This is a genomic window from Hymenobacter arizonensis, assembly GCF_900115775.1.
Classification (GTDB): Bacteria; Bacteroidota; Bacteroidia; order Cytophagales; family Hymenobacteraceae; genus Hymenobacter; species Hymenobacter arizonensis.
Genome location: NZ_FOXS01000001.1, coordinates 712,031 through 732,307, shown reverse-complemented (window position 1 = coordinate 732,307; position 20,277 = coordinate 712,031). Strand labels below are relative to the sequence as shown.

At 58.0% G+C, this 20,277-nt stretch carries 21 protein-coding genes; 11 read left to right on the top strand and 10 right to left on the bottom strand.

Going from position 1 to position 20,277, the window contains the following annotated elements; all coding sequences use genetic code 11:
• Positions 1-6 precede the first annotated feature (6 nt).
• Positions 7-1,410, bottom strand: coding sequence for a S41 family peptidase (locus BMZ66_RS03075; protein ID WP_177204572.1), 1,404 nt, complete (start codon positions 1,408-1,410; stop codon positions 7-9).
• Between the two features lie 180 nt (positions 1,411-1,590).
• Complete coding sequence (locus BMZ66_RS03070) at positions 1,591-2,700, bottom strand: DNA topoisomerase IB (RefSeq protein WP_092668837.1); 1,110 nt, start codon at positions 2,698-2,700, stop codon at positions 1,591-1,593.
• Between the two features lie 105 nt (positions 2,701-2,805).
• On the opposite strand from BMZ66_RS03070, the gene BMZ66_RS03065 reads away from it, so the two are divergent.
• On the top strand, positions 2,806-3,963 hold the full coding sequence (locus BMZ66_RS03065) for an App1 family protein phosphatidate phosphatase (RefSeq protein ID WP_092668835.1): 1,158 nt from the start codon (positions 2,806-2,808) through the stop codon (positions 3,961-3,963).
• 23 nt (positions 3,964-3,986) lie between these two features.
• On the opposite strand, the gene BMZ66_RS03060 is transcribed toward BMZ66_RS03065, so the two are convergent.
• On the bottom strand, positions 3,987-4,448 hold the full coding sequence (locus tag BMZ66_RS03060) for a YybH family protein (protein WP_092670240.1): 462 nt from the start codon (positions 4,446-4,448) through the stop codon (positions 3,987-3,989).
• A 26-nt stretch (positions 4,449-4,474) separates the two neighbouring features.
• Positions 4,475-5,239, bottom strand: coding sequence for a monofunctional biosynthetic peptidoglycan transglycosylase (mtgA, locus tag BMZ66_RS03055; protein WP_092668833.1), 765 nt, complete (start codon positions 5,237-5,239; stop codon positions 4,475-4,477).
• A gap of 168 nt (positions 5,240-5,407) precedes the next feature.
• On the opposite strand from mtgA, the gene BMZ66_RS03050 reads away from it, so the two are divergent.
• Complete coding sequence (locus tag BMZ66_RS03050) at positions 5,408-6,043, top strand: LON peptidase substrate-binding domain-containing protein (protein WP_092668831.1); 636 nt, start codon at positions 5,408-5,410, stop codon at positions 6,041-6,043.
• A gap of 197 nt (positions 6,044-6,240) precedes the next feature.
• Here BMZ66_RS03050 and BMZ66_RS03045 read toward each other — a convergent pair whose 3' ends face one another.
• Positions 6,241-7,053 (bottom strand): M48 family metallopeptidase, encoded by an 813-nt coding sequence (locus BMZ66_RS03045; protein WP_092668829.1) that lies wholly within the window; start codon positions 7,051-7,053, stop codon positions 6,241-6,243.
• 120 nt (positions 7,054-7,173) lie between these two features.
• Positions 7,174-7,923: a murein L,D-transpeptidase catalytic domain family protein gene (locus BMZ66_RS03040; protein ID WP_177204571.1), complete on the bottom strand. Its 750-nt coding sequence runs from the start codon at positions 7,921-7,923 to the stop codon at positions 7,174-7,176.
• Between the two features lie 157 nt (positions 7,924-8,080).
• Between BMZ66_RS03040 and BMZ66_RS03035 the strand changes: the two genes are divergently transcribed.
• Positions 8,081-8,500, top strand: a complete 420-nt coding sequence (locus tag BMZ66_RS03035) for a hypothetical protein (protein WP_143080028.1) — start codon at positions 8,081-8,083, stop codon at positions 8,498-8,500.
• 58 nt (positions 8,501-8,558) lie between these two features.
• Here the strand turns inward: BMZ66_RS03035 and BMZ66_RS03030 are convergent, their stop codons facing one another.
• Positions 8,559-8,969 carry a hypothetical protein gene (locus BMZ66_RS03030; RefSeq protein ID WP_092668823.1) on the bottom strand — a complete coding sequence of 137 codons (411 nt, stop codon included), beginning with the start codon at positions 8,967-8,969 and terminating at the stop codon, positions 8,559-8,561.
• Between the two features lie 181 nt (positions 8,970-9,150).
• Positions 9,151-9,630, bottom strand: a complete 480-nt coding sequence (locus BMZ66_RS03025; RefSeq protein ID WP_092668821.1) for a DUF4199 domain-containing protein — start codon at positions 9,628-9,630, stop codon at positions 9,151-9,153.
• 280 nt (positions 9,631-9,910) lie between these two features.
• Between BMZ66_RS03025 and BMZ66_RS03020 the strand changes: the two genes are divergently transcribed.
• Both BMZ66_RS03020 and BMZ66_RS03015 read left to right on the top strand, forming a co-directional pair.
• On the top strand, positions 9,911-11,533 hold the full coding sequence (locus BMZ66_RS03020) for an ABC-F family ATP-binding cassette domain-containing protein (protein WP_092668819.1): 1,623 nt from the start codon (positions 9,911-9,913) through the stop codon (positions 11,531-11,533).
• 99 nt (positions 11,534-11,632) lie between these two features.
• A complete protein-coding gene (locus BMZ66_RS03015) occupies positions 11,633-12,457 on the top strand; it encodes a hypothetical protein (protein WP_092668817.1) in 825 nt (274 codons plus the stop codon).
• A gap of 81 nt (positions 12,458-12,538) precedes the next feature.
• On the opposite strand, the gene BMZ66_RS25015 is transcribed toward BMZ66_RS03015, so the two are convergent.
• The gene (locus tag BMZ66_RS25015; RefSeq protein ID WP_143080027.1) at positions 12,539-12,697 is read right to left on the bottom strand and encodes a lmo0937 family membrane protein; all 159 of its coding nucleotides are present in this window, start codon (positions 12,695-12,697) and stop codon (positions 12,539-12,541) included.
• Between the two features lie 202 nt (positions 12,698-12,899).
• Here BMZ66_RS25015 and BMZ66_RS03010 point away from each other — a divergent pair, with 202 nt between their 5' ends.
• Both BMZ66_RS03010 and msrA read left to right on the top strand, forming a co-directional pair.
• Positions 12,900-13,787, top strand: coding sequence for a 3-hydroxybutyryl-CoA dehydrogenase (locus tag BMZ66_RS03010; protein WP_092668815.1), 888 nt, complete (start codon positions 12,900-12,902; stop codon positions 13,785-13,787).
• 138 nt (positions 13,788-13,925) lie between these two features.
• Positions 13,926-14,459 carry a peptide-methionine (S)-S-oxide reductase MsrA gene (gene msrA / locus BMZ66_RS03005; protein ID WP_092668813.1) on the top strand — a complete coding sequence of 178 codons (534 nt, stop codon included), beginning with the start codon at positions 13,926-13,928 and terminating at the stop codon, positions 14,457-14,459.
• A 172-nt stretch (positions 14,460-14,631) separates the two neighbouring features.
• Here msrA and BMZ66_RS03000 read toward each other — a convergent pair whose 3' ends face one another.
• Complete coding sequence (locus BMZ66_RS03000; protein WP_092668811.1) at positions 14,632-15,453, bottom strand: 2,3,4,5-tetrahydropyridine-2,6-dicarboxylate N-succinyltransferase; 822 nt, start codon at positions 15,451-15,453, stop codon at positions 14,632-14,634.
• Between the two features lie 81 nt (positions 15,454-15,534).
• On the opposite strand from BMZ66_RS03000, the gene BMZ66_RS02995 reads away from it, so the two are divergent.
• From BMZ66_RS02995 to mnmE, 4 genes are all read left to right on the top strand, one after another.
• Positions 15,535-16,716 carry a glycosyltransferase gene (locus BMZ66_RS02995; RefSeq protein WP_143080026.1) on the top strand — a complete coding sequence of 394 codons (1,182 nt, stop codon included), beginning with the start codon at positions 15,535-15,537 and terminating at the stop codon, positions 16,714-16,716.
• Between the two features lie 111 nt (positions 16,717-16,827).
• Entirely contained in the window at positions 16,828-17,838 is a 1,011-nt protein-coding gene (locus BMZ66_RS02990) for a 3-oxoacyl-ACP synthase III family protein (RefSeq protein WP_092668807.1), read from the top strand.
• Positions 17,839-17,956: 118 nt separating this feature from the next.
• The gene (locus BMZ66_RS02985) at positions 17,957-18,619 is read left to right on the top strand and encodes a metal-dependent transcriptional regulator (protein WP_092668805.1); all 663 of its coding nucleotides are present in this window, start codon (positions 17,957-17,959) and stop codon (positions 18,617-18,619) included.
• 57 nt (positions 18,620-18,676) lie between these two features.
• Positions 18,677-20,101, top strand: coding sequence for a tRNA uridine-5-carboxymethylaminomethyl(34) synthesis GTPase MnmE (gene mnmE / locus BMZ66_RS02980; RefSeq protein WP_092668803.1), 1,425 nt, complete (start codon positions 18,677-18,679; stop codon positions 20,099-20,101).
• The last annotated feature ends 176 nt before the right edge of the window (positions 20,102-20,277 follow it).

Genomic DNA, 20,277 nt, shown 5'->3' with positions numbered 1-20,277 from the left:
CACCTGCTAGGGCTGCTCTATCAAGCGTTTAGCCTGGGTCAGCCAGTCCTCGTCCAACCCAAGCGGCACATCGGGCGCTACGCCGACGGCTTCATACGATACTTGATTAGGTAAGCGCATCGTCGTGCTCGTCAGCACAAAGCCCAAGCAGGGCGTAGGTACGGAAAAAACATTGCCGTAGCCCACGTAGCCGCCCGAATTCTCGCCTACCAGCGTCGTTTTGGCGGAATGCTTGGCCCAGAACAGGAGCGTTTCACAGGAACTAGCGCACCCACGGTCGTATAAAATCACGACCCGATTTGGCCGAGCAGCCACCCCAGTAAAGGTCTTGAGCAAGGCCGTTGGGTCTGCCAGGAACTGGCCGATAGGGGCTTGCTGCAACCACCTCAAGGTACTGCGAACATGCTGCAGCGCCGCAGCCCCATAGCTCACGGAATCGCGTTGCATGCCCCGGTAGTGTTCGGCAAGCCGTTGCACGTTGTCCGGGGTCACGTAGTATTCTTCTAGTTGGTCGTCTTGGAATGGAGCCGTGAACATAAAGGGAACCAACCCCGCCACGTTGCCGTCTGAGCCGCCCCCGTTACCCCGCACGTCTATGATTAAGTTCTGGGGCGAGGCAGCTGCCACTTTCTGGTACACCGAATATAATTGCGCGTGCAACCCGCCATTAAAAGAGGGAATCCGCAAGTAGGCGGTAGCCGGCGTCAGCGCTCGATAAGCGAGTGTGTCCGTTATCCGCGGTGGTGCTGCCGGCACGCCAAGTTTCTGCCAACTAGTGCCCCGTAGGTAGCCTTGCACCTGGCGGATTTCCCCCAAGTAGCTAGCAGAATGATTTCGGTTGTACTGGATAATGCGGTACCTTGAGCCATGCGGCAGCTGTTTCAACTCCAGCTTTACTTGGCCTACCGCCCACAGGGGCGTGCGCGACTGCACAACGACCCCTACGAAATCCCGAAACCTGGTGCGAGCGGGCTGAATTTGAATCTGGTAAGTGCTGTCGGTGGTCTGGTAACGGCCTTCTATGGCAGCGAGTGGATAAGAGCGTACTGGCTGCAAGCGGACAGTTTCCGTTTGTTGATACACCGCGCTGGCCAGAAACCGTCGCACGGCGAGCGAATCTTTGTCATTTACTGCCACCCCAGCAGAACCAGCGATAGTAGTGTGCTGGTCGCGAAAGAATTCAACGTAAGCGACCAATATGGGCAGGCAGCGTGTCGGGGTCGACTGCAAGGAGGCACCTTGGCGCAATCGTCGTTTAAGTCGCTCGTAAGCGGGGCGGGTTTGAGCGGTAACGTCGCGCGGATAAGCCGGCAGGTTGCGCTCCAAATAGCTAACCACAAAATCGAAGTCCTGCACGCAACCACAACTCGGTGCTACGGCTGGCAGCGCCCACCCGGGCAATGCGAACAACAGTAATAAGAGACTTAGAATTGAAAATGAAAGCTTTTGGGATGGATGCCTCATCTCAGGATAGCAAGATTCTAGGTTAACGGAGCACCGCCACTCGGCCCTGCAACAGTTACGAAGTAAACTAGCTAAACTTTATTGAGCTCGCTTTGGCAAACCGGATTGTCGAGGTGCTACTCGCCTTTACACCTGCTCCAACATTTTCAGAACCAGCCGCTCCACCGGCGATAGCAAATCTCCGGGAGCCGCTTCGGCGTCATGCTTGCGGAGGTATTCAATCAGCTGCCCCGATTTGAACAACTCCACTACCTGCGGGTGAATGTAGTATTTCGAGCACACCGTTGGGGTATTTCCCAAGCCGGTAGCCACTTCCTTCACCGCCTTTTTCACCACTTTTTCGGGCTCCAAATCCGGCTCTACGTCCAGCACGGCTTCCAGGCATTTCACCATTTTCACGGTGCCGCCCCAGGTGCGGAAATCCTTCGCCGATAGGGCCATGCCCGTATGGCGCTGTAAGTACTCGTTCACATCGCCCGACTCCAGTGCGTGGCGCTGCCCGTCGGTCGAGTAATACTGAAACAGGTGCTGGCCCGGTATCTCCTTGCACTTGCGCACCAGCCGGGCTAGGCGGGCATCGTGCAAGGTCACGTCGTGCGGCACCCCTTTTTTGCCCACGAAGCTAAAATTCACATCGGCCCCCTCTATGGCCACGTGCTTGTCGCGCAGGGTAGTGAGGCCGTAGCTCTTGTTCTTTTTGGCATATTCCTTATTGCCCACCCGAATGAAGGACTGGTCCATGAGCGTGAGCACCAGGGCCACCACTTTTTCGCGGTCCAGCGCCGGGCGGGTCAGGTCTTTGTTGAGCTGGGCCCGCAGGTCCGCCAGCTTTTCGCCGAAGGAGCGCAGGCGCGAGAACTTGGTCAGGCTGCGCATTTCGTCCCAGGCCGGGTGGTAGCGGTACTGCTTGCGGCCCAGGCTGTCGCGCCCGGTCACCTGCAAGTGGGCCGTGGGCGAGGCCGAAATCCAGACATCGGTCCAGGCGGGCGGAATCACGAAGCTGCTGATGCGCTCCAACGTTTCAGCATCCGTAATTTTCTGCCCTTGGGCGTCATGGAAGGTAAATTTGCCCGTGCGGGTGGCCTTGCGGGTAATGCCCGGGCCTTGGTCGGTGGCGTAGCGCAAGCCCGCCATTTGGGCCTGGCGGGCGGGGTCTTTATACACAATATGGGCCTCCTCTTGCGGCAGAAGAGCTTTTTTACGGGTTTTGGGGCGGGGCGCGGTGGTAGTAGGCATAGGTGGAGCAAAGCAACCCGAATTTTCAGGCATGGCCATTCTACGCAAGCACGGCGCTGGCGGCCAACCTTGGCGGTTGCGGGCTGCAAGCCGTAGGTTTGCCACATGAAGCTGCTCGACGCCCTTTCTACCTTCACCGAATGGACCGACCACCTCCTCACGCGCTCCACGGCGCGCGCGGGCTTGCTGCGCCCGCTGCAGCTCGATGCCTACCGCAGCTACGGCACGGCCGCCCGGTTCTACATCAAAGGGCGCCTGCTGGCCGACCGCGGCCTCACGGCCCAAGCCGCAACTGACTCGCGCTGGCGCAATTTCCGAAGCATGGTGCGCCGCTTCAATAGCCGCGAAGTAGCCGGGGCCGACCTCGTGGCCGAGCTGCCCGATGGCAGCCAGCACCTCGTCACGACTGACGACGAGGGCTACTTCACGCTCATCATTGAGCCCCAGGCCCTGCCCGAGCCGGTGGCCTACCTCTGGTACCCGGTGCCGGTGAAGGTTTCGCGACTGCCCCGGCAGTTTCGGCCCCCGCTGCCGCTGGTGCAAGCGTCGGCGCTGGTGCTGGTGCCACCGCCCACGGCCGAGTTCGGCGTCATCAGCGACCTCGACGACACCGTTTTCGAAACCAGCGCCACCAACGTGCTGAAAATGCTCGGCCGCACGCTCTTCAGCAACGCCCACTCCCGACTCCCCTACGTGGGAGTGGCCGACTTCTACCGCCGCCTGCAGCGTGGCCGCACCAATCGGCCCGACAACCCGTTTTTCTACGTGAGCAGCAGCCCCTGGAACCTCTACGACATGCTCGATGAGTTCATGGGCATCCACGAGATGCCCCCCGGCCCGCTCCTGCTCCGCGATTTGGGCATTTCCCGTCCCAAAAATTCTCCGCCGCCCGGCGTGGTGGGCTCGGCGGCCGTTCACTTTGCGCACAAGCTGCACGAAATCAACGACGTGCTTGGCGCTTATCCCAATCTATCTTTCGTGCTCCTCGGCGACAGCGGCCAGGAAGATGCCCGCATCTACCGGGAAGTGGTGCGGCAGCACCCCGGCCGCATTCTGGCCATCTACATCCGCGACGTGCAGGTGCCAGCCCGCGCCCTGCTGGTAGGCCCTATCACCAAAGAGCTGCACACCGAAGGCGTGCCCATGCTGCTGGTGCCCGACTATGCCACTGCCGCCGCCCACGCCGCCAGCCTTGGGCTGATTGTGAACGAGCCCATTCCTGAACAACCGGTGGAGACGATTATTGAGAAAGCCAGCGAGTAAGCGTCGGCAGTTCCGAGAGCTTCTTATTGGCTATTGGTGTGGTCGGCCGCAACCACCCACTTCCCGTCAATTTGCCGCATCACCAGCAGGAAGTGCCCTTGCACATCGCCGGCCACGGGCCGGGCTAGGTGCCACCGGCCAATTACCTGGGCCGCATTGGGGTTGAGCACCGTCACGCGCAGGCCACTGAAATCGAGCTGGCCCATGGCCGCCGCATCCGGGTAACCCTTCTTGTAGTTGTCCAGCGTTTGCTGCCAGCCATAGGTTGGCCCCTTCCGGCCGAGAAACACCAGCGAGTCCGACTTCCAATATCCTTCCATAAAACCTGGGATGTCGCCCCTATTCCAGGCAGCAGTTTGGGTGGTGAGCACTTGCCGAATAGCTGCTGCAGCGGTAGCCTCCGAAGCTTGCCCCGCCCCACCCGGCTGCGAGCCGGCCGCACACCCGCCCAGGCTAAGCGCAAGGCCTCCCAGCAAGGTTTTCATAACTAAAGGCTGAAGGATGCTCATGGCTAATGGTTCAGAAGAGTGTTGACGTAAGAGGTGCCGCCCAGGCGGCGCATGTTGCGCAGTACGCGTTGCTGCTTAGCCCGCGCCACCGGCCCCGGGTTGGAAGCCCTAAACCGCAGTGGGTTGGGTAGCACGCCCGCCAGCAGGGCCGCTTCGGCGGGCGTGACCTTGCTGGCCGATTTGCCAAAGTAACGCTGGCTGGCCGCCTCCACCCCAAAGGTGCAGTCGCCCATCTCGGCCACGCTCAAATACATTTCCATGATGCGCCGCTTGTTCCACAAAAACTCGATGAGTACGGTGAAATACGCTTCGGCCACTTTGCGCACGTAGCTGCGCCCGTGCCACAGAAACACGTTTTTGGCTACTTGCTGCGAAATAGTGCTGCCACCCACAATGCGGGTGCCGTCGCCGTTCCAGTTACGCTTAGCTGCTTTGGCCATGGCATCGAAGTCGAACCCGCGATGAATGAGAAAGCGCTGGTCTTCGGCCGCCACCAAGGCCAGCGGCACGGCCGGCGCCACCTCGTCCAAGGTCCGGAATCGGTAGCTAATTTGCCGGGAGTCTTCCTGGATGCCGTAGTAGCCCTTGCCGATGGGCGCGTGGGCTCGCCGCTCCAGCATGAGCCAGGTGGCGGGCGGCGCCACCCACCGATAAATCAACACCCACGCCACCGAAGCCAAAAACAGCGCCGTGCCCACCTGCAGCAGCAGCCGGATGGCTTTTTTGAGCAAAACTGAGGCGTTGGGAAGTAGCGGGGTAGCGGCCATTGGGGCAAAAGTAGGGCGAGGGGCGGTGTTTCGCTATTCACTCCTACCTTTCGCCTGCTTCCGCGGCCGTTTGGCTGGGCGTTTCTGTGCTTTCCATCGGGCGCAGTTAAACCCAATCAACGGTCTCGTTTGTTGAGGCCTTAGTTCTCTTCTTTCGTTTCGCCTGCCATGCCGCGCATGTTACCGCTGTTTCCGCTCAACCTGGTGGTTTTTCCCGGGGAAAAACTCAACCTGCACATCTTTGAGCCCCGCTACCGCCAGCTGGTACGCGAGTGCATTGAGCAAAATATCACCTTCGGCATCCCGCCCTACCTCGACGATTCCCTGAGCGAGCTGGGCACCGAGATGCGCCTGCTCAGCGTAGAGCAGACGTACTCAAGCGGCGAGCTCGACATCAAGACGAAGGCCGTGGGCGTGTTTCGCATCAACAAATTTTACCGCCAGGCCCCCGGCAAGCTCTACGCCGGCGGCCAGGTTGAAGACGTGGTGCAGGACGAAGTACCCGACCCGGTGCTGCGCGAAATCATTGCCAAACAGGTGCGGCAGCTCTACGAAGCCCTCGGCCTGCGCAAGCTGTTGCTGGAACTGGCCCCCGATTACTGCATTTTCGATGTGGCCCACCACATCGGCTTCAGCACCGAGCAGGAATATCAGCTCCTGGCCACTACCAGCGAACTCGAACGCCAGGAAATGGTGCGCGACCACCTCGACACCATCCTCCCGGTAGTGCTAGAAACCGAACGCCTCAAAGAACGAGTACGCCTAAATGGCCATTTCAAAAACCTGACTCCGCCTAATTTCTGAACCACGGATTCATGCGGATTTTTCGGATTTCGCGGATTTTGTAGACGCCACAAAAGTTTCAAATCTGAACCACATGCTTTGGCATTAATAGCAAAAAAGGCCACTCTGTCGAGTGGCCTTTTGCAATTTAAAAATTTGGGTGAACCGTCTACAAAATCCGCGAAATCCGAAAAATCCGCATGAATCCGTGGTTCAGATTAGTTCTTAAGCCCAGCCGGCACACCCTGCGGGAAGTCGGCAGTAATTTCCTGCTCCAGCAACGCAATGCGGTTGCCGGGGTCAGGGTGAGTGCTCATGAACTCTGGTGTGGAGCTACGGCCACCCGCCTGCGCCAGAATATTCATTACCTCAATCATGGCGCGGGGGTCGTAGCCGGCCTGGGGTGTGAAATCCACGGCCAGCTTGTCGGCCTCCAGCTCATCGTTGCGGCTGAAGCGCATGCTCACTACCTTGGCAATGGCTGCGGCAATGGCGGCCTTGGCAATCGAGCTGCCCGGGCTGTTGGGGTCATAAGAGGCAATGGTTGCCGCGCCGGCCAGGCCCTGCGTTAGGTTAGACTTGGCTACCTGCGCCGCTGAGTGGCGGCCCACCACGTGGCCAATCTCATGCGCCAGCACGCCGGCTAGCTGGGCCTCGGTCTTAAGGTTTTTCAGCAGGCCTTCAGTAATGAAAATCTGGCCGCCGGGCAGGGCGAAGGCGTTGATGGTCTTATCGTCGGCCAGCAGGTGAAACTGAAATTTGTAGGGCGTTTGACTGGCTTTGGTGCTGGCAATGAGTTTTTGCCCCACTTGCTGCACGGCCGCCCGGGCCTGGGCATTGGTGCTGACGCCGCCGTACTGAGCGGCCATGGAGGGAGCGGCCTGAAGCCCAAGAGCTATTTCCTGGTCGGCGCTCATGCTCACGTGCTGGGTTTCGCCGGTTATCTCGTTTTTCGAGGTGTTGAAGTAGTAACCAAAAAGGGACACCGCCGCCACAATAATGGCAATGATGAAGCGGAGATTGAGTTGCATGGAAGGAAAAGGGAATGGTGAAGTGAAAAAGGCACGGCCCCTAGCCGTAGCCACCGGGTTTTGCCCAATGGCCTTTTAACGCGCCCTTTTCTTTCTGGTTATCCCAATTCTGCCCGCGGGCTACTGCAGGCCCGCGAAGGCGGTCACGGCCGTATCCACATTCAGCCAGCGCGAGCGGTAGCCCGCTTCTTCTGGTCCGTGCAGGTACATCACGCTTCCGCCCTTTATCGCCTTCACAATGGCCGTGGTTTCGGCCACCGGCAAGGCCGGGCAGCCCTGGCTCCGGCCCAGGCGGCCGTGCGATTTCACAAAGTCCTGGCACACGTATTCGGCCCCGTGCACCACCACTGCCCGGCTCTCGGCATTGGTGTTGAAGCCTGGGTCGAGGCCAATGAGCCGGAGCGAGAGGCCGTGCTTGCCGGTGTAGGTAGTGGCTGCGGTGCGATAGAACCCCAGGCTGCTCATTTCCGACCCGTTTTTGTTAGAAAAAGCCACGGGCACGTCGGCTCCGCTGGCCTTGCCGTGGGCTACCAGGGTGTGAAACAACACCTTGCCTTGCTCCACATTAATCACCCACAGGCGCTTCTGCTTGCTGGGACGGCTAAAATCCAGGAGGGTGAGCACTGGCGGGGCACTGGTGCGCTTGCCTGCCGGCCGCAGGTTATAGTAGCCCACCAGCCCTTTCCGAAACACAGAAAGCGGCAGGCCATCGGCGCTTAGGCCGAGCTTTATATACAGTTGAGCCGCCTTCTGCTCGAAAGCGGTTTGATAGTATGCCCGTTGCGCTGCTGGTGGCAGCGCGTTGACCGCGGCTGCCGGAGCCCGTTGCGCTGCCAAGTGCCCAACAGGCGACAAAACGGCCAAAAGCACGCCGACCTTAAAAAACTTCCCAAACATTGATGACATCAACTCCTTTATTCGGTTTTGAACATTTCTAGGTTAGCCTTATACACAAGTACCCCAAATTTAGTGCTTAGTTTCGCTTGTTAACCGAGAACGCTGCTTCGGTTACCCTTATTTTATTCTGATGTTCATTTCTTCTTCGCCTTTCCAACGGTCTCGTTTTCTGGTTCTGCTTGCACTTAGCAGCCTCATGATGGGCTGTGGCCACTCCCTGCGCGAGCTTCCGGACTTCGATGCCAAGACCTGGCGCAGCGACCCTTACGCCTGCCGCAACATGCGCAGCAGCGCCGTGCCAGCCCTGGTCAGCGCCAAGGAGGAACTCTACGAGGCGCGCGCCAACGACGTTACGGCCCTGCTGGGGCCTCCCGATGAAGAAGAGCTTCGTGCCGGCACCGAAAAGGTGTATTACTACTACCTGGAGCCCGGCACCCATTGCGAAGGCCGCCGGGCCCGCTCCGGGGCGCCATGCTTAAGCATCCGCTTCGGCCCCATCGGCACCGTCACCGAAGTCCTGATTGACCCACTCACTCCCCGCAGCAACTAATAAAAAAGGCCCGCCAATCATTTGGCGGGCCTTTTTTTGGCGTTAAGCGGTGCGGGTACTAGCCCAGGCCAGGGCCGGGGGCCGTAGCCGAATGGTCGTTGTCATGCTGCAATTGGCTGAGCTGCGAAGGGGTAAGCACGCGGCTGCAAGCCTCTTCGTACTGAGCCTCCAACTCAGCAATTTTGGCGGTGCGGGTGGCCGGGTCGTTGCGGTACTCGCGGTTGATTTGCTTCAGGCCCACCAAGCGGGTCCGGTTTAGCGGCAACAGATGCAAAAACTGCCCTTCGTTGAGGTGCAGCCGGTTCGTCATTTCCCGGGTCATAATAAGAGCATCATCGCCCGCCGCCTTGCTTATCGAAGCAGTGCTGAACGCGGGGTGCTCCGACATGCGGTCGGCCATTTGGGCATGGGCGGAAAACGAGCCCAAAGTGAGAAACAAGCCTAAAAGAGTAAATATGATTTTATACATAAAAACCAAGAGTATGGGGTGAAGATTCTTGCAGTTCAGGTGCTAATTGTTCGAAAGGTAATGGTTAGTTTCTCTTTCTTCTAACTTTTATTATAAAAATTTATTTTTCGATATATTCAAAAAAGAAGCAGCAAGCACATTAGTCCTTGCTGCTTCCCATGAATTACTGCGGTACGAAGGCCTAGTCTAGGCTGGCCACGGGCTGGTGGTCGGGACTCTTAAAATACTGCATGGCAACCAGTGAGGTGATTACCCCAGTCATGGAGCCAAGCAAGATAATACCTAGTCCGCCGATAAGAATACCAAGGTCGGCTCCGAACAGGTCGCGGGCTTGAATGCGTTCTACCGAGCCCATCACGCCATCGCTAAGGCCACCGATTAGCCAGAAGAAGCCCGCCAGCAATACCGAAGCCACAATGGCCGTGACCACGCCAGTGCCATATCCCTGCAGATAGGACATTTTGTTGCCGCGCGATTTTTTGAAGCGCCTGATGGCCATCACTACACCCACAATCAATATCAGGATATCGAGTGTGCCAGCCTCAATTTTGTCAAGGAAGCCGGCCAGTGCAGCAATTCCTGTGTACGCCATCAATGCTACGGCCGTGATTATGCCCATTCGCATGCCGTTGTTTTCTGGTGTTATTGAATGGTCAGCCATGCCCGAAGGTTGTTTTAAAGTGAGAAATAACCGGCCAAGCTGGCCGTTTCGCTTTTTATACTTGCTCTTCTGCTCAGAAGTTATATAAAATGTGTTTTTTCATTGGTGCATCAACTTTTTTCGCGAATTACCATGGCACTAATTCGTCAGTTAGTCAGTTATTTTCATCCGAACCGGGCCTACTTTTTGCGGTCCGGATATTAGCCCGCGCGCTATTGCGTAATTTTGCGGCTCAGCGCGTACCTGCGCGCTTTTTTGTTTGCTATTATTTTCTGACTGAATGATTTCCACCACCAATGTGAGCCTGCGCTACGGCAAGCGCATCCTGTTTGAAGACGTTACCGCTAAATTCTTGCCCGGCAACTGCTACGGCCTTATTGGCGCCAATGGGGCAGGCAAATCCACGTTTCTGAAGATTCTCTCCGGCGAGCTTGAGCCCAACACGGGCTCAGTGGAGATGCCCGCCGGCCAGCGCTTGGCTGTTCTTAAGCAGAACCAGTTTGCCTACGACGAACAGCCCGTGCTCCAAACCGTGATTCAGGGCCACCAGCGCCTGTATGCGGTGATGACGGAGAAGGACGCCCTCTACGCCAAAGCTGATTTTAGCGACGCCGACGGTGAGCGCGCTGCCGAGCTCGAAGGCGAGTTTGCCGACCTGGAAGGGTGGAATGCTGAGTACGAAGCGGCCGAGCTGCTCTCCGGCCTTGGCATTGTGGAAGACAAGCACCATTCGCTGATGGCCGACCTCGGCGCTAGCGAAAAAGTGCGCGTGCTGCTGGCCCAGGCCCTGTTTGGCAACCCCGACGTGCTACTGCTGGACGAACCCACCAACAACCTCGACGCCGAGAGCGTACTCTGGCTCGAAAATTTCCTCGACAGCTTCCAGAACACGGTGATTGTAGTGAGCCACGACCGCCACTTCCTCGATGCCGTGTGCAACTACATGGCCGACCTGGACTTCGGCAAAATTACGATGTACCCCGGCAACTACTCGTTCTGGTACGAAAGCAGCCAGCTCGTGCTGCGCCAGCGCCAGGACGCCAACAAGAAAACCGAAGACCGCCGCAAGGAACTCGAAGAATTTGTGCGCCGCTTCTCGGCCAACGCTTCGAAGTCGAAGCAGGCTACTAGCCGCCAGAAGCTGCTGCAAAAGCTGACCCTGGAAGACATCAAGCCCAGCTCGCGTCGCTATCCTTACATCGCCTTCAAGTCGGAGCGTGAGCCCGGCAACCAGCTGCTCAGCGTGGACAACCTGAGCGCTAAAGTCGACGGCCAGACGGTGTTCAAGAACGTGAGCTTCACGCTCGACAAGAAAGACAAGGTGGCCATTGTGGGCCGCGACGACCGCGCCGCTTCCCTCCTCTTCGACATCTTATTCAATGAAGCCAAGCCCGCCACGGGGGAGGTGAAATGGGGCACTACTATTACGCCCAGCTACTTTCCGAAGGAAAACAACCGTTATTTCGAGTCGGGCGAGCTAAACCTGGTGGACTGGCTCCGTCAGTATTCGGTTGATAAAGATGAAAGCTTTGTGCGCGGCTGGCTAGGCCGTATGCTTTTTTCCGGCGAAGAATCGCAGAAGAAGAGCAACGTACTCAGCGGAGGCGAAAAAGTGCGCTGCATGCTGTCTAAGATGATGCTGGAGGGTGGCAACGTGCAAGTGCTCGACGACCCAACCAACCATTTGGACCTGGAAAGCATCACGGCGCTGAACAACGCCTTGCGCGACTATCCCGGCTCGCTGTTGTTTGCCTCACACGACCTGCAGTTCATCGACACGGTGGCCAACCGCATCATCGAGCTCACACCCGAAGGCATCATCGACCGCCGCATGAACTACGAAGAGTACCTGGCCGACGAGACGCTCAAAATGCAGCGTCAGAAAATGTATAAAATGGCTTAATGCTGCGATAAACGAGGAGTGACTGATGAAGCATTAACGTTTGCTTATACTTCGGTCATTCCTCGTTTTTCATTCCTCATTTTTCAACCTCTTCTTTCTATGAAACGCCATCTGCTTCCCCTGCTGCTTCTTGCTGGCGTGGCTTGCTTGCCTGCCCACCGCGCTCAAGCGCAGGAAAAGCCGGTGCTGAACTCGGCTCCGCCCGCTGCTCCACCTGTTCAACCGCGCCCGGCCGAAACCACGCCTGTACCCGCCCCAACACCCCAGGAACCAGTCACGCAGCCCGAACCCCAGCCCCAGCCCGAGGCTGAACCTGTTCCGCGGTTTCCACAGCCTACCCGGGACGCTCCGTCGGGCTTGGATTTCCCCAACCGGGGCACGGTAAAAAGTGGTGAAAATGGCCCGGAGCTGACCAAGAAGTTCATTTATACCAACTTTGGGTTGGGTTTTGCATCGAATGGTGGCCTGAACCAGTTCAATGCTAGTGCCGCTCCGGCATTAGGCTTCCGTATTACTGATAAGTTTGCCATAGGCCCCGGCATCTCGTATGCCTACAGCAGCTTTAGTTTGAACAACAACGCTCGGAACGCCGGCTTAGCGCTGAATCGGCAGGGCGATAGCAGCATCAAGTCCAGCAGCTTGGGGTTGAAAGCCTTCGCGCAATATATCGTGTATAAGGAGTTTTTTGTGCACGCCGAATATGAGGTTACCAACGCTGAAATCATTGATTTTGAGCCAAACAATGGCTACTTCAAAGCCAAGCGCACAGTAACCACTCCGCTGGCCGGCGTGGGCTACCGCCAGTACGTGGGCGACAAAGCAGCGCTCGACATTGTGGGTCTCTACAATTTTGACAGCACCATTTACTCCCTGTATCCTAGCTTGGTGCTACGCTTCAGCTTCCTCTACAACATCGGTAAATAAGCAGACCTGCCAAAAGCTAAAAAGCCGCCCTGATTGCTCAGGGCGGCTTTTTAGCTTTTGATTAATCCAGAGGGTGTATTGCTACACTGCGCTTCGGCCACTGATGACACGCAGCAGGATGGCGATGATTGCAATTACGAGCAAGGTGTGGATGATGCCGCCCGTAAAGAAGCCACCAAAGAAGCTGATTGCCCAAATGATTACAAGAATGACGGCGATGATATACAGGAGGTTACCCATGGCTAAAGAAAGTGAAGGAGGTGAAAGAAAAGAGAAGTGTCTCTGCGGCATTGTACGCACCGTGTTCTGAAAAGGATATAATAAATCAAAAAATGTTTTCAACAATGCAAACAAAAAGAGCAGTTGAGTACGACGCCGTAGCTTTGCAGCAGCGTGCCATACGGCCGCTCTTTCCCACCCTTCCCTACTTTTCCCGCTAGTTATGAACGTAGCCGTTATTGGTTCCGGTACCATGGGCAATGGCATTGCCCACGTCTTCGCACAGCACGGTTTCACCGTTGCGCTTATCGACATCAACCAGCCGGCGCTGGACCGTGCCATGGGCACTATCACCAAAAACCTGGACCGCCAGGTGGCCAAAGCCGCGTTGAGCGAAGATGACAAAACGGCTACCCTGGGCCGCCTCACCACTTTCACTTCGCTGGAAGAAGGCGTGGCCGGCGCTGGCCTGGTAGTAGAAGCCGCCACCGAAAACGTAGAGCTGAAGCTGCAAATCTTCCGCGACCTGGACCAGTACGCGCCCGCCGATGCCATCCTGGCGTCGAACACTTCGTCTATCTCCATCACCAAAATCGCGGCCGTTACCAAGCGTCCCCAGCAGGTGATTGGCATGCACTTCATGAACCCCGTGCCGGTGATGAAGCTGGTGGAGGTTATCCGCGGCTATGCCACGTCCGATGCCGTTACCAACCAGGTAATGGATTTGTCGCGCCAGCTGGGCAAAACGCCTACCGAGGTCAACGACTACCCAGGCTTTGTGGCCAACCGCATTTTGATGCCCATGATAAACGAGGCCATCATTAGCCTGTTTGAAGGCGTGGCCGGTGTGGAGGAAATCGACACGGTGATGAAGCTGGGCATGGCCCACCCCATGGGGCCCCTGCAGCTAGCCGACTTCATTGGCCTGGACGTGTGCCTGGCCATTCTGCGCGTGCTGCACGAAGGCCTGGGCAACCCCAAATACGCGCCCTGCCCGCTGCTCGTGAATATGGTGATGGCGGGCCGCCTGGGCGCTAAGTCCGGCGAGGGCTTCTACCAATACACGGCCGGCTCCAAAGAATTGGTGGTAGCGGAGCGGTTCCGCCGGTAGCTCTCGCTACTTAAATCGCTTATTAAACCGTCAGGCTGCGCGCAGCCTGACGGTTTTTTTTGTTCGCTGGAGCTATTAGAATAACCTGCACGATACCATGCGCGTTGTTGTTCAAACGAAGAAACAATCCCAATCTATATGGAACATGCAACGTTCGGTGCCGGCTGCTTTTGGTGCGTCGAGGCCGTCTTTCAAAATTTAAAAGGTGTCGAGAAAGTGGTGTCTGGCTACGCCGGTGGCCGCATCGCCAACCCGACTTACAAAGAAGTGTGCAGCGGCCTCACGGGCCACAACGAGGTTATCGACATCACCTTCGACCCCGCCGTTATCAGCTACAAAGAGCTGCTCGAAATATTCTGGAAAACCCACGACCCGACCACCCTCAACCGCCAGGGCAACGACGTGGGCACTCAGTACCGCTCGGGTATTTATTACCACAGCGACGAGCAGAAGCAGCTTGCCGAGGAATACAAGCAGAAGCTCAACGATGGCCAGGCTTTCCCAAACCCCGTGGTGACCGAGATTCTGCCCGCGCCTACCTTCTACCCCGCCGAGAACTACCACCAGAACTACTACAACCAGCACGGCCACGAGCCCTACTGCCAGTTTGTAGCCAAGCCCAAGGTGGACAAGGTGAAAGCCCTGTTCGGGGAGAAGCTAAAGGCTGTCTAAACCACGGATTCGACGGATTTTTCGGATTGCTCGGATTTTGTAGTAATCACCAACGACTTCAACTACAGAAATTAAAAGCAGCAAAGAAGGCCACTCGAATGAGTGGCCTTCTTTGCTCTAACAGCGCACGGTAATCGTCTACAAAATCCGTGCAATCCGATAAATCCGCGGTTCAGACAGACACGCCAAAATCCCGCAGAGCGTCATTCAGCGACGTTTTCAGGTCAGTGCTGGGCTTGCGCTGGCCGATAATCAGGGCGCAAGGCACCTGGTATTCGCCAGCCGGAAACTGCTTGGGAATCGAGCCGGGGATAACCACCGAGCGCGGCGGCACATACCCGCGGTATTCCTTGGGCTCGCTGCCCGTTACGTCGATGATTTTGGTGCTGCCTGTGATGGTGACGCCCGCGCCAATCACGGCTTCCTTGCCAATGCGGCAGCCCTCCACCAGAATGCTGCGCGAGCCGATGAAGGCGCCGTCTTCAATAATTACGGGAGCTGCCTGCACCGGCTCGAGCACGCCGCCCAAGCCCACGCCGCCGCTTAGGTGCACGCCTTTGCCTACTTGGGCACACGAACCTACGGTAGCCCAGGTGTCGACCATGGTGCCCTCACCCACATAAGCGCCAATGTTGACGTAGCTGGGCATGAGAATAACGCCAGGGGCCAGGAACGCACCGTAGCGCGCCGTGGCAGGCGGCACCACGCGCACCTGCTGGCCGGCGTAGTCGGTTTTGAGGCGCATTTTGTCGTGGTACTCAAAGGGACCCACCGACTCGGTGTGCATTTGCTGCAGGGGGAAATACAGGATGACGGCTTTTTTCACCCAGTCGTTTACCTGCCAGTCTTCGCCGTCGGCGGTGGGCTGGGCTACGCGCAGGCGGCCTTTGTCCAGCTCTTCGATGACGTGGGCAATGGCGGCTTGGGTTTCGGGATTTTGGAGCAGGGCCCGGTCGGACCAGGCTTGCTCGATGAGGGTTTGAAGTTCTGACATGCGAGGAAAAATAAGCATCTGGCGAGGCCGCTGAAAAATGCCAGCGCCCCTTAGAAGCGGCAAAACTACCATCTTTGGGCTGTGCTTGGCTCTGGTTCTTCTCAATTAGTGGTGCTGCTGGCTTCCGTCCTCAAACCGGTTGATGATACCCGCATGCGGGGCAAGTTTGCCAAAACCCTTCTTAGCCGGGCTCATACGCAGATTCATGTGGCGGGCCAGGGCGCCAAAGGCTACGAAACCTACCCCGACCGGGGCGGCCAACGCATTTATCAGCACAGCATTTTTAGGGGAGCAAGGATGAGCTTGGGGCGGCTGGCGGCCCAGTGGCGTTACTGGCGGCTACTGCAGCGCCTGGCCCCCAGCCTGGTAATAGTGCATGCCCCGGAGCTACTGCCCCTCACCATGCTCTGGCAAAAGCTGGGCCCGGGCCGCAAGTTCATCTACGACATCCGCGAAAATTACGCGCTCAACATCTCTACCCAGCAGGTATACCGGGGGCTCACCCGCCGTTGGCTGGCCGCGGGGCTGCGCTGGGTCGAGGGCCAGGCCGCCCACCAAGCGGCGGCCATCATTCTGGCCGAGGCGAGCTATGCCGACGAGCTTCCTTTTGTGCCCACCCTGCCCAGTGACCGCGTGTTAGTATTGGAAAACAAGTACCAGCCAGCACCGGGCGAAACCATGCCAGACACGCCCGGCAGAATCCCTACCGCTACCGAAACCCTGCACTTGCTTTACTCAGGCACTATTTCAGAGCTCAACGGGGTTTGGGAGGCCATTGAACTCACCCAGCAGCTACACACAGCTTGGCCGGGCGGCGCCCACCTCACCATTGTGGGCTTTTGCCAGCAGCCGCCTTTGCTTCGGCAAATCCAGGAAAAGGTGGCCCGGCATGCAGACTGGCTCACGCTGGTGGGGGGAGGCAACATGGTGCCGCACGCCCGCATCGTGGCCGAAATAAACCGCTCTCATCTCGGGCTGCTGCCCTACCGGCCCCACCCCAGCACGGAACGCTGCCGACCCACCAAGCTGTTTGAATACCTGGCGCACGGGCTACCGGTTATTTCTTCTCCCAATGTGCTGTGGCGCGAGCTGCTGGTAAAACATCAAGCCGGTTTCCAGCTTGACTTTACAGCTTCTATCGACGGTGCCGTCTTGGCCGAGCAATTGCAACAGGCCAACTTTTATCCCGATGGCATGCCCACAGACGTACTTTGGGAAAATGAAGGCAAAAAATTGTGGCTTTTGCTAGATTCTTTGCGTTAACCTGCCACCTTTGCCCCCCGTTTTGCGTCAACTGCGGAGTTTTGTTTTGACCCCCGGCTCGCTGCTCTCAGCATTTCACATTCAGAAATCCTACACCCTTTTCCGTCATCCATGGCAACTTTACGTCAATCTTATATTGCCGGTGTCGGCCACTACGTGCCCAGTCGGGTGGTAAAAAACGCCGAGCTTGAGCCCCTGCTGAACACCTCCGACGCCTGGATTCAGGAGCGGACCGGCATTCAGGAGCGGCGCTGGTTTGAGGAGGGCAAGGACACGACGGCCAACATGGGCGCCAACGCCGCCCGCAAAGCCCTCGAGATGGCCGGCGTTGCGGCCAACGACGTGCAGCTGATTGTCTTCGCCACGCTTTCCCCCGATTATTTCTTTCCGGGCTCCGGCGTGCTGTTGCAGCGCGAATTGGGCATTAACAACAACGCCCCCGCGCTCGACGTGCGCAACCAGTGCTCGGGCTTCATCTATGCCCTCTCGGTGGCCGACCAGTTTGTGCGCACCGGCATGTACGACACGGTGCTGGTGGTAGGCTCTGAAATCCACTCTTCCGGCCTCGACAAGTCGCCAAACGGCCGGGGGGTGTCCGTCATTTTTGGCGATGGCGCGGGCGCCGTGGTGCTGCGGCCCAGCACCGAGGAAGGCCAGGGCATCCTCAGCACGCACCTGCACTCGCAGGGCGAGCACGCCGAGGAGCTCATCGTAAAGGAGCCTAGCTCTAACCGCGAAGAGCGTCTGCAGTACATTCTGGACAATCCCCAGGACCTGTTCCCCATCATGAACGGTCAAAACGTGTTCAAGCACGCCGTGGTCCGCTTCCCACAGGTAATCAAGGAGGCGCTAGACCAGAACGGCTTCCAGCCCACCGACATCGACATGCTCATTCCCCACCAAGCCAACCTGCGCATCACGCAGTACGTGCAGCAGAAAATGGGCTTGTCCGACGACAAAGTGTTCAGCAACATTCAGCGCTACGGCAACACCACGGCCGCTTCGGTGCCCATTGCCCTGAGCGAAGCCGTCCAGGAGGGCAAAATCAAGCGCGGCGACTTGGTATGCCTGGCAGCCTTTGGCAGCGGCTTCACGTGGGCCAGCGCGCTGATTAAGTGGTAGTTTTGTTCATGCCACTTATCAATTAACGTTTAACACTCAGTCATTTGCAATTCCGTTTCTGACTTTTGAATCGGTCAGCGGACTGTTAATTGATAAGTGTTAATTGTTAAATGACTCCATGCCCAGTCACACCGAAGAAAATTACCTTAAAGCCATATATAAGCTGGCCGAAGCAGAGCCTGATAATGCCGGCGTGAGCACCAACCGCATAGCCGGCGCTCTGGATACCCGCGCGGCCTCGGTCACGGACATGCTGCGCCGCCTCGCCGACAAAGGCCTGCTGGCCTACGAGCGCTACCGCGGGGTGCAGCTGACTGCGGAGGGCAAGCAAGTGGCTCTGCTCACCATTCGCAAGCACCGGCTGTGGGAGGTATTTCTGGTGCAGCACCTGGGCTTCAACTGGGACGAAGTGCACGAGGTGGCCGAGGAGCTAGAGCACGTGCAGTCGCCGCTACTTATGCGGCGCCTCGATGCCTTCCTGGGTCACCCCGCGCTCGACCCGCACGGCGACCCCATTCCCGCCGAAGACGGGGCCATGCGCCGCCCTACCCACCGCCTGCTAGCCGACATGACTGTGGGGGAGCGCGGCACTCTGGCAGCCGTCAAAAACACTACCGCGCCCTTCTTGCAGTACCTCGACAAGGTGGGCCTGCAGCTCGGCTCGCTGGTTGAAGTACTCGATAAGGTGCCTTTTGATAATTCATTTGAAATCAGAATAAACCGCGAGCGCACAACTTTGATTTCAGCGGAAGTAAGCGGCAATTTGTTTGTAACTGAATAACTCTTTCGCGGCTTTCTTATCCAAGTATCGTGCGCTCAGCTTAACTCGAACAACTCCGTGGTCCAGACAATTTTTTCCGACACCATTGTCGCATTGTCCACGCCACCGGGCGCGGGCGCGCTGGCCGTAATTCGCCTCTCTGGCCCGGCCGCTATCAGCATCACCGCTTCAGTTTTTTCGCGCAAAAGCCTGGCCGAAGCCGGGGGCCACACGCTTCATTACGGCACCATCCGCGACCCGGCAAGTAGCGACATCCTCGACGAGGTGGTAGTGGCCCTGTACCGCAACCCGCGCTCCTTCACCCGCGAAGACGTGGTTGAAATCAGCTGCCATGGCTCCGACTACGTGGTGCGCCAGGTGCTGGCCCTGATGCTCCGGCAAGGGGCCCGCCTGGCCGAGGCCGGCGAGTTTACCAAGCGCGCTTTCCTCAACGGCGCCCTCGACCTAGCCCAGGCCGAGGCAGTGGCCGACCTTATTGCCTCCGACTCGGCCCTGAGCCACCGCGTGGCCTTGAACCAGCTGCGCGGAGGCTTCTCGCAGGAGCTGCGCGACTTGCGGGCTCGCCTCATCAAGTTTGCCGCGCTGCTGGAGTTGGAGCTGGATTTTGGCGAAGAAGACGTGGAATTTGCCGACCGCACCGGCCTAGCTCGGCTGCTGGCCGAAGTGCGCGGAGTAGTGGCGGGCTTGCTTCGCTCCTTTGAGTTAGGCAACGTCATCAAAAACGGCATTACTGCCGTGATTGCCGGCCGGCCCAACGCTGGCAAATCTACTTTGCTCAATGCCTTGCTCCGCGAGGAGCGCGCCATCGTATCGGCCATCCCAGGCACTACCCGCGACTTTATTGAGGACGAAGTCAGCATCGATGGCTTGCGGTTTCGCTTCGTGGACACGGCCGGGCTGCGCGACAACCCCGCCGATGAGGTAGAAGCCATCGGAGTAAAGCGGACCCGGCAGCGGGTGCGCCAGGCCGCCCTGCTTCTCTACCTCTTCGACCTGACCGAGATGACACCCGCTGATGTGCAGGCCGAAATTCAGGAGCTCACTACTGGCCTGGAGTTGCCAGTGTTAGCTGTTGGCAACAAAACCGACCTGGCCTCGCCCGAAATTCAGAACGCATTTGCTGCCGAGTTCAACGCCACCATTCCTACTTCGCAAGCCACAGTCCCACTGGTGCTGCTGGCGGCTGGCCGTAACCAAGGATTAGAAGACTTACAGTCGGCCTTACTGACGCAAGTGCGCGGGTCTGCGCTCGAAAACACGGCCTCGGCCACCATTGTGACCAACGTGCGCCATGCCCGCGCGCTGGAAACCGCCGCTTTGCACCTCGCCGCCGTACAAGCAGGGCTCGACACCGGCCGCGGCACCGAGCTACTGGCTGCCGACCTTCGCCACGCCCTCGCGGCCCTGGGCGAAATCACCGGCGACATTTCCTCCGAAGACCTCCTCACAAGCATCTTTACCGAGTTCTGCATCGGCAAATAATCACGGCCAATACCTATTCCAAAACCCAAACCCGTAAAATCGACGCAAACGTTGCCAAAGGTTCCTATGGCAGTTTTAGCGCTTTTTTGCAAAACTTCCGGGCAAATACTTTTGTAGTGATTGCACGCCGAAGGGCGTAAATATTTCCCGGCTTAGGCCTTATGCCTTAGTTTCGC